The organism is Haloferax sp. s1 (assembly GCF_058382125.1).
Map to the genome: position 1 here is coordinate 1 of NZ_JBZRPK010000599.1, position 9,019 is coordinate 9,019.

Annotated in this window: 10 protein-coding genes; 4 read left to right on the forward strand and 6 right to left on the reverse strand. The window is 57.9% G+C overall.

What is annotated here, in order from left to right; all coding sequences use genetic code 11:
* On the reverse strand, nucleotides 1–832 hold an 832-nt coding region (locus tag QT222_RS12040), incomplete at its 3' end, for a thioredoxin domain-containing protein (protein ID WP_491477308.1).
* A gap of 178 nt (nucleotides 833–1,010) precedes the next feature.
* Here QT222_RS12040 and purD point away from each other — a divergent pair.
* Both purD and QT222_RS12050 read left to right on the forward strand, forming a co-directional pair.
* Complete coding sequence (gene purD / locus QT222_RS12045; RefSeq protein WP_491477309.1) at nucleotides 1,011–2,297, forward strand: phosphoribosylamine--glycine ligase; 1,287 nt, start codon at nucleotides 1,011–1,013, stop codon at nucleotides 2,295–2,297.
* 82 nt (nucleotides 2,298–2,379) lie between these two features.
* Nucleotides 2,380–2,910 (forward strand): acyltransferase, encoded by a 531-nt coding sequence (locus QT222_RS12050; protein ID WP_491477310.1) that lies wholly within the window; start codon nucleotides 2,380–2,382, stop codon nucleotides 2,908–2,910.
* A 20-nt stretch (nucleotides 2,911–2,930) separates the two neighbouring features.
* Here QT222_RS12050 and QT222_RS12055 read toward each other — a convergent pair whose 3' ends face one another.
* The 5 genes from QT222_RS12055 to QT222_RS12075 all read right to left on the reverse strand — a co-directional run bounded on the left by QT222_RS12055 (nucleotide 2,931) and on the right by QT222_RS12075 (nucleotide 7,065).
* Entirely contained in the window at nucleotides 2,931–3,956 is a 1,026-nt protein-coding gene (locus QT222_RS12055) for an ATP-binding protein (protein ID WP_491477311.1), read from the reverse strand.
* A 69-nt stretch (nucleotides 3,957–4,025) separates the two neighbouring features.
* Entirely contained in the window at nucleotides 4,026–4,640 is a 615-nt protein-coding gene (locus QT222_RS12060; protein ID WP_004056633.1) for a hypothetical protein, read from the reverse strand.
* A gap of 201 nt (nucleotides 4,641–4,841) precedes the next feature.
* Nucleotides 4,842–5,639: a mechanosensitive ion channel domain-containing protein gene (locus QT222_RS12065; RefSeq protein WP_491477316.1), complete on the reverse strand. Its 798-nt coding sequence runs from the start codon at nucleotides 5,637–5,639 to the stop codon at nucleotides 4,842–4,844.
* A 55-nt stretch (nucleotides 5,640–5,694) separates the two neighbouring features.
* Complete coding sequence (gene dacZ, locus QT222_RS12070; protein WP_491477312.1) at nucleotides 5,695–6,504, reverse strand: diadenylate cyclase; 810 nt, start codon at nucleotides 6,502–6,504, stop codon at nucleotides 5,695–5,697.
* A 198-nt stretch (nucleotides 6,505–6,702) separates the two neighbouring features.
* Nucleotides 6,703–7,065: a group I truncated hemoglobin gene (locus QT222_RS12075; protein WP_491477313.1), complete on the reverse strand. Its 363-nt coding sequence runs from the start codon at nucleotides 7,063–7,065 to the stop codon at nucleotides 6,703–6,705.
* Nucleotides 7,066–7,491: 426 nt separating this feature from the next.
* Here QT222_RS12075 and QT222_RS12080 point away from each other — a divergent pair, with 426 nt between their 5' ends.
* Together QT222_RS12080 and QT222_RS12085 are read left to right on the forward strand one after the other, a co-directional pair.
* Nucleotides 7,492–7,656, forward strand: coding sequence for a hypothetical protein (locus QT222_RS12080; RefSeq protein ID WP_491477314.1), 165 nt, complete (start codon nucleotides 7,492–7,494; stop codon nucleotides 7,654–7,656).
* 625 nt (nucleotides 7,657–8,281) lie between these two features.
* The gene (locus tag QT222_RS12085; RefSeq protein ID WP_491477315.1) at nucleotides 8,282–8,776 is read left to right on the forward strand and encodes an SHOCT domain-containing protein; all 495 of its coding nucleotides are present in this window, start codon (nucleotides 8,282–8,284) and stop codon (nucleotides 8,774–8,776) included.
* Nucleotides 8,777–9,019 lie beyond the last annotated feature (243 nt).

The window sequence follows — 9,019 nt, forward strand, 5'->3', positions numbered from 1 at the left end:
TGCAGGGCCTCCTCTGGGGGGCCGGCAGGCTCCTGTGGGGGCCCACCGAGGAGCGGGAAAGGCCGCCGCGGGGGGGGTCGCGGGGCCCGCCGTTAGCCATCGCGTCGAGGGCTTCGACCGCTACGTCGAGGGCTTGGCGGCGGCCGGTGATGGCGTAGCCGCGGAGCAGCGCGTCGATACGCCCCGGTTGCGGGAACTTCGGGCCGCCGCTTCCGAAGCCACCGTGGTCGCGGTCGGCGGCGCGCAGGGCAGCTTGAACGGTCTGGTCGAGAATCTCTGAACCGGGGGTCTCGTCGGTGGTGTCCGGCGTTTCTTCGAGTCGGTCGGTGATGGCGTGGGTCCACTGCTCGGCGCGGTTTTCTATCTCGTCGCGGTCGGTCCGCCACGACTCGGCGAAGCTTTCGACGAGGTCGCGGAAACCGGGTGCGCCGCGGCGCGGTTCGGGCGGGAAGTACGTCCCAACGAAGAACGGTTTGCCCTGCGGCGTGAGCCACACCGAAAGCGGCCACCCGCCGCCGCCGGTGACGAGTTGGCAAATCGTCTGATAGATGCGGTCGAGGTCGGGGCGCTCCTCGCGGTCGACCTTCACCGGGACGAAGTGTTCGTTGAGCACCTCGGCGATTTCCGGGTCGGAAAAGCTCTCGTCGGCCATGACGTGGCACCAATGACACGCCGAGTAGCCGATTGAAAGAAAGATGGGCTTGTCCTGCTCTCGGGCCGCTTCGAGGGCTGTTTCGTCCCACGGTTGCCAGTTAACCGGGTTGTCCGCGTGCTGACAGAGGTACGGGCTTTGCTCCTCGTCGAGTCGGTTGCGTCCCACCGGGTCGGTCATAGTTCGAGTTCGGTACTCCGAGAACTAAAGCGGCGTGGAGACGGCCGTTCGAGCCACGATTTGGGGGTGGCTTTGCGACCGAACCGCCGATAAGGACGAGTACAAGTAAGCACAATTGTGCTTATTTCTCTATGGCTGAAGGGCAATCTTTACACTCTCGTGCGCAGGGTATGCGGGTATGAGCGAGACCGTCCTCCTCGTTGGTGGCGGCGGCCGAGAGCACGCGATTGCCCGTGCACTCGCCCCCGATTGTGACCTGTACGCCTGTGCGAGCAACCGAAACCCCGGCATCGCCGACCTCGCCGATGGATTCGAGACAGTCTCGGAAACGGCGGCGGACGACATCGTCGCCTACGCCGAGTCCGTGGATGCGACACTCGCAATCGTCGGGCCGGAGTCCGGACTGGCGGCGGGCGTCTCCGACGCCCTCGACGCCGCCGGAATCTACACCTTCGGCCCGCAGGAAGCCGAGGCCCGCATCGAGACGGACAAGGCGTTCCAGCGCCGGTTCATGCGCGACGAGGAGATTCCGGGCAATCCCGACTTCGCGACCTTCGACGACGTGGAGGCCGCCTGCGACTACATCGACGAGTACGACGGCGCCCTCGCGGTCAAGCCCGCCGGTCTGACCGGCGGCAAGGGCGTGAAAGTCATCGGCGACCAGGTGACACCCGAGGAAGCGAAGGAATACCTCCGCGACTCGGACTACGACCGCGTCGTACTCGAAGAACGACTCGTCGGCGAGGAGTTCACGATTCAGGCGTTCGTCGCCAACGGCGAGTTCCGCGTCAGCCCCGCCGTACAGGACCACAAGCGCGCCTACGAGGGTGACGAGGGGCCGAACACCGGCGGCATGGGGAGCTACACCGACGTGACGCCCTCGCTGCCGTTCATGGATGGTGAGGACTACGACGCCGCAGTTGAGGTCATCGAGGCTGTCGTCGACGCGATGCCCGACTACAAGGGTATTCTCTACGGCCAGTTCATGCTCACTACTGAGGGACCGAAGGTCATCGAGTTCAACGCCCGGTTCGGCGACCCCGAGGCGATGAACACGCTTCCAGTGCTCGAAACGCCCTTCCTCGACGTGCTCGTGGCCGCCCGCGAAGGCGAGTCACTCCCCGAACTCGAATTCGCCGAGAAAGCGACCGTCTGCAAGTACGCCGTCCCCGAAGGCTACCCGACGGACCCTAAGGCCGGTGCGAAGATAGAAGTCGAGGTAGACGAGGACGCCGGTGCGCTCCTCTTCTACGCGAGCGTCGACGCCCGCGACGACGGTCTCTACACGACCACTTCGCGCTCCTTCGCCGTCGTCGGCCACGCCGACAGCATCTCACAGGCCGAACAGATTGCCGAGGACGCGCTCGCAGACGCGGGCGAGGGCTTCCACATCCGCCACGATATCGGGACCGAATCACTCGTCCAGCAGCGTCTCGACCACATGGCCGAACTCCGCGGCGAGTAATCGAATCGGCACGACGACGCCCACAGTTCGTTTTTGTCCGTATTGCGAGGGCGCTTTTATGCTTCCAGTCTAATCGACGGTCGTGACCGACGACACCGAGGAAACCGCCCTGCGACACGACCGTATCGACCACCACCCGACGCCCGGACCGCTCAACTCGCTTCAGTACTGGACGGACGCAAAGCCCGTCTGGCGCGTGATGCTCAACTACGTGTTCGTCCTCATCGCTCGCATCGCGCCGTCGCTCAAGATTCGAAATTGGGCGCTCAGGCGAATCGGTGTGACTGTCGGAAGGGGCGTCTCGTGGGGGTTGGAGGCGACGCCGGACGTATTCTGGCCGGAACTCGTCACCGTCGAAGACCACGCGATAATCGGCTACGACTCGGTCATCCTCTGTCACGAGTTCCTCCAAGACGAGTACCGGACGGGCGAGGTCGTCGTCGGCGAGCGCGCGATGGTCGGCGCGAAAGCGACCATCCTTCCGGGCGTCCGCATCGGCGAGGGCGCACAGGTCGCGGCAAACTCGCTCGTCACGCGGGACGTGCCAGCGGGAGAGACTGTTGCCGGGGTCCCCGCGCGACCGATGTCCGACGGACTATCTGACGACGACTGAACGACCGCCGAGGGTGCGAGTCAGTCGATAGCTGTCGGTTCCTGAAGTCGGATACAGAATGCTGCGCCTTCGTCGTCGTTGTCTTCGACCCAGATGGTGCCGTTGTACGACGAGATGACGTTGTCGGCGAAAAAGAGGCTGATACCCGTTCCGTGATGGAGTTGGTCGTACTCCTCACGACCGAAGATAAGGTCACGCTGTTCTTCTGGGACCCCCGGCCCGTTGTCTGCGATACGGACGATGACGTGGCCACCGTCGCGCTTGACCGAAATTTCGACTTGTGGCGTCTCTTTGTCGTTGTGCGTGACTGCATTTTCGAGGACGCACTCGATTGCTTCCCCGAGGAGGTCGTCGGCGATGACCTCGACCTGGGGGAACGGTCCGAATTCGAACTCGGCGTCCGGAAATTCGATCATGGTGTCGACGATTTTGTTGTTCAACACCACGTCGAGTTTGACCGGGTGATTAGACACGTCGTGAGACCGCTCTAAGTGCTCGCGGAGGTCGCGCGCCCGTTCTGACTTGTGGACGATGTCGAGGACTTTCTCTTGGACGAGTTCGAGTTCTTCGAGCGCCTTCTCGTCGTCAAGTCGGCTGGCGACCTGTTGGGTGTAACCGTAGATGACATTGAGTTCGTTCCGGAGGTCGTGTCGGAGCAGGCGGTTCAGCACCTCGGAGGCGTTCTCGTAATGTCGTTGTTTTGTCGTGTCTACGAAGAACGCGAGGATACCTTCAACGTCGCCGCTGACGACCATGGGCGTCGCAAAGCCCTGTCCGTAGACGACCTGCTGGTCTTTCCGTCGTGCCATGAACTCGCCGGACCACGTCTCACCGGAAATCATCTGCTCGACGATTTCGTAGTACACCTCCTCGTCGGCAGCGATGAGTCCGACGGATTCACCGATGATATCGTCGAACTCGTAGCCGAGGAAGTCGAGACCGGCGTCATTGATATCCCGGAAAGCGAAGTTCGTGTCTGCAATCAACATGGGGATGTCCGCGCTTCGGAAAGCCTCACGGTACAGTTCCGGGTCGGTATCCTCCATGTTAGCTCTGGAGAGACGATTCGACCACCAATACTTATTTTCGGCGGTCGTGGTATCGCCGAAATCATATCAACTAGTTCTCAGATCAAATAACCGATGGTAGTACTGGGCGACGATATCGAGAGTCGAAGTGACATCTCGTTCGGGGCCCTCTCGAACCCACCCGTCGTGGCGACTTACTCCGGCGACGAAGTACCGAGCGAGGTTATCGATGGTTTCGTCGTCCGCCTCCGGGACCATGCGTGCGACCTTGATTCGGTGTGCTCGCCGAGCAATCGTTTGCCAGTTGTCGCGCCGTTGGCCGTGAAGCCGCCAGAATCGAGTGTGAAGGACAGCGTACTCCGAGTCCATCTCGAGTTCGTCGCAAACCACTTCGAGGAGGTCCTGAACGTCGCTCCAGCGTGGGTCGTCGTTGATGGAGACTATCTCGGGGATTTCCGCGGGGGAAGAGACGAACACGTCGTCCGAGACATCGTGTTCGAGACACTCGTCGAACGCTGCTCGGTTTTCGATTTCGTCCTGAAGAAACAGTGCACGCATGAATAACTCGCCAGCGTATGCAGCACGAGACGCAGGAACGTCCGGAAATTCAGCTTCAAACGCCGACGACATATAGTCTACTGCGTGTGCAGCAGCGGACTGCGCAGCGTCGAAATCGCAGTCGGTGAGGTGCGTCTCCCGCATATCTTGAAAGTAGAACCCCCTGAGAAGAGTTTCAGCTACCTCAACAGCACGTGGAGAGGGAGATGCAATATTTAGGGGAGGGAGATTCTGCGTCATCGTATTCAGGAAGTCCGATATGAGACAATCTGCGGACCACTTCTAAACTGTTATGGTAAACGTATGACAAAATTAGAATCGGCCGAGTTACATATCTGGGTTTGGTTATCTAACCCTTCCGACACCATCCTCGAACACGCGAGCGTTGGGGATGATGAACACCTCATCTTCGGATTCGACGTGAGTGACGAACATATCGAATTCCTGAACGACACCGCGAATCTGGCCGACGACAATCTCGTCGCCGATGCTGTACGGTTGGGTGAAAAGCAGATACGTCCCAGCGGCACCGGACCTGAGGAGGTCACGAAACGCGACAGCGCTGAGAACGATGAGAGCCAGCATATACGATGCGAGGAGGACGATAAGCGCGAGCGTAGCGACACCGATCTGTGAGAGTGCGACAAGCGACGCGAGGAAGAAAATCGTGTACTTCGCGAGCGACGGGATGATGTTAACCTGTGGAAGCTTTACTCCCCGAAACCGTTCGGCGACGAGGAGTTCGACTTTGTCGCCGATGACGACACCGACGATGAGCACTAAGATAGCGACGAACAACTGCGGGAGGATGCCTGCGGTGACGAGCCAGAAACGGTCGGCATAATTGACACCGGCAAAAGAAAGCGCGGCGAGAAGTGAGGCACCGAGGACGAAATATCGGGTGAGCCACGAGATGATTTCGACTGTCGAAGTCTCGAAGTCCCGAGCGGTCCGCTCGAAGGCAGTTCCTTCGATGGCGTCCGGAACGCCGATTCGAACGAGGAGTCGCTGGACAAGCGTCCCCGCCGTATAGGCGAGAATCAACCCGAAGACCAAGATGATGAGGACGCCCACGAATCGAAGCCCCACGGCCTGGATGAGTTGGTCGACGATACCATTGTCTGACTGAATGGGGACCGACATCTGTGTGTAAAGGACCGACGACTCGGCGGGAAGCGTCGAGGCGGACCCGTTCATCTCAGTAGGCCTCCGGGTCGATTTCGAGAATCATTTTGCCACCCTTAAACGCGCGAACGAGACCGTCAGACTCCGAGAGGACGATTGCTGTGGCGTTGGTATCGCAGGTGATGGCACCACCAGCCATGTGGCGTGCGCCGAGGCCTTTCGGGATGTCGACGCCCTCCGCCGAGGGTTCGAGGTAGCGGTACGCGGAGACGATTTTCCCCGAGTCAGAGATGACGAACGCGCCGTCAAGCCGCGAGAACTCCTTGAGCATCACGTTCACAATCGGGTCGCCGACGTAGACGTGGGACTTCTCGAACGGGTTGTACGAAAGCGGACGGGACTTGTTCATCACCTTGCCTGCGTCGCCGACGACAAACAGCGCGCCGACGGGTTCACCCTTCTGTCCCTTCTTGCCCAGTTCGATGGCGACTTCGAACACGTCGCGGATGACGCCGGGGTCGGCCCGTGAATTCGCGAAGAGGTCGTAGATGCCCGAACGCATGTTCTCTTCGACGCGAACTCTGACAATTGAGTCCGGGTCGCCGTCGAAGATGCCAACGTTACAGGCGATAGTGTCGCCTGCCTCGACGATACTCTGTTCCATCGCACCTTCGACACCGAAGCGAATGCGGTCTTTGACGTTCTGGAACTGAAGCGGGAGTTCCACGAACGTCTCGGCTTCGAGCGTGTTCTCAGGAGCGATGACGACCGTCGGGACATCAGCCTCGTCGAACCGCTCGTAGTGCGAGTGGCTCGGCGTGAAGAGGAATAGCCCGTCGACATCTGCCACGAGGTCACCCAATAATTCGGATAGCGCCGCCATTGGTGGAGACACACGCTGAGTGAGAAAAAGGGTTGTGTCGTGTCTGACGTGTGGCGTGCATCTCATTACGATAATCAGACACGTAATCTTCCCTTAGGACAGACGTGGGCCAAAAATTACGAATTCGGACTTATCACCGATTTCTGGAATTTATAATTTTAAGTGACACGAACCAGTGGTCCGCCCGGGTATCCCATTTTATTGATTGAGAATCGGTGCTCGGAGCGCCGCCACTTCGTCGAGAATGGTTTCTCTGTTCGATTCGTCGACCCCGTTGGCACGAAGCGCAGATTCGAGGTGCTTCGCGATGGCGTCGAAGTCCTCACCAGAGAGGTTGAGGTGTTCGTGCGCTTCACGCATATCTCGACCGTCGTACTCGACGGGACCGCCGGCGACCGCACTGATGAACTGGACCTGATGGGCGTGCTGTTTCGCCATGTCCATATCGTCGAAATAGTGCGCAACCGTGTCGTCGGCGAGGACGCGGTCGTAAAAGTCTGATACGACTGCTTCGACGGCCTCTCGGCCACCGATTTCGCTGTAGATAGACTGCGTTTGCATCCATCCGCGAGTTGGCCATGTGAATAGTAAGTTTAGCCCCGAACAAATTCGGGCTTGTTTTAAGTAATGACGGGGAGGGGAGTTTAAACGCGAATTGTTACCATGCCTCTATTTTGGGGTACTTGGCAGTGACTGGGGGAGGGTGGAGCCGGGCAGAAAGTTGAAACACGGAGAGCAAGCGGTCGAGCGAGTCACCCGAGACCTCGAACGTTCGCCGCGGCTGTTTCGGGCTACTCGGCCCACAGCCCACTAGTCGTTGGCAACGGTACATCGCTTGGCGGCATCAGTGTCGGCCGGTGTGACAAGGAGAAGCAGGAAACCACCGTACCTATGTCGAAGACCCCCGCTTGACGACCACAGCGGTCCGGCACAACGCCTCATCGACAACCCCACAAGATAGATAGTTCCATCGACGGAGCTTCCACTATGTCCCGTAACACGATTGTTTCGTGGGAGACCTTTGCCCTCTTCATCCTCATTCCACCGCTGGCCATCGCTGCAATCGTCCTCTTTCCCCTCACGCTACTTGTCGTGTTCTGGCTCTATTACCGAGGGAAACACAGGACAGTGCGTGCAAGGCACGGCGAATAGCAATGCGCGGGACAGGGTTCGAACCGGACCGAGACTCGCTTTGCTCGTCTCGTAGGGTTCGAACCCCTCGTTACGATTTTCGTCCTCGCTGTCGCTCACGGCTTCGCCGTTCGCGGGTGCTCGGACAGAAAATTCGCGGGACAGGGTTCGAACCTGCGAAGGTCTACACCACAGCGTCCTAAGCGAGGCGCGACCGTGAATGGCCAACCCTCGTGTACCCGCCAATTTTCACTTCGGCAGTACATGATTAAACGACAATGTATAAATGTCCTACTCCGTGACAGCGCCAGTAGCAGTTTCACTTCTCACCAACCACATAGGCATCATTCAATGGATTTGACATCACGACAAGTCGGTAGAGAACGAGTAGATTGAACGACGGAAAAGGTCGTAGATTTCGTGACTGAAGTTTAAGTTACTATACTGTTTTGGTGTCAGTACACATGGATGAAGAGTATCAAATAGGCTCGTTAGAGGAGTTTTCGGACTCTAAAAACGCATTTGGTGTCAAAATGGAGAAAGCGGAGCCCATTGGTTCGTTTCTCGCCGTTGCCGGTGTCACCCTCACCTTGATGAGTATCGTTACGTTATTTTTTTTTACCCGTCATTTGGGGTATTTGCTTTAGTGTTCGTTTTTGGGATGCTCTCTGCATTTTCAATGGTTTTCAGAGTGTCAGAACGAGGGATGATGAGGTTTAGCAAAAGACTCCAAGAATCGGCTGAGGAACAAAACACGCCAAAAAGTTCTATGAAGTCAGTTTGTCGGGAGTGCCATGAAGAAGTCTCACCAGACGTTAAGCGGTGCCCGAATTGCGGGTGGAAACCAAAGAAACGAGGAGGCCTATGGTGGGGCGCAACGGCGGTAACAAGTCTCTCCCCGATTGGATGGGTGTTAGGAGCAAAGGGAGCGTCTGACAATTACAAGGCGGCCAAAGGCGTTGCAAAAGAGGTTCCAGCTGAGGACGAAAAATCATCGGAAGAAACAGAGGACCAACCATCAAAAGAACACCCCACAGAAACACTCGAACGGCTCAATGATTTGAAAGTAAAGGGAGTGATTACTGAAGAAGACTTTGAAGAAAAGAAGAACGAGTTGCTCAAAAAAAATATAATTGCGTAACGAAGTGGTAAATGATTTAAATATGATTTGTTTTTCAGGCGTCACTCACTCATTTGCTACTTACCTCTACACAGAAGAACCACGCAAATTTATCGGAAGTTGATGCGGTTTCAGTCCGATGAGGGCAGGGGAAATTCAATCACGCTCTCTTTGAACGATGCTTCGACGTCAGCCTCAGTCTCAGCAAGGACAGCGGCGGCCTTCTTCCGAATACGCCGGGCTTCGCTCCGGACCGAAGGGTAG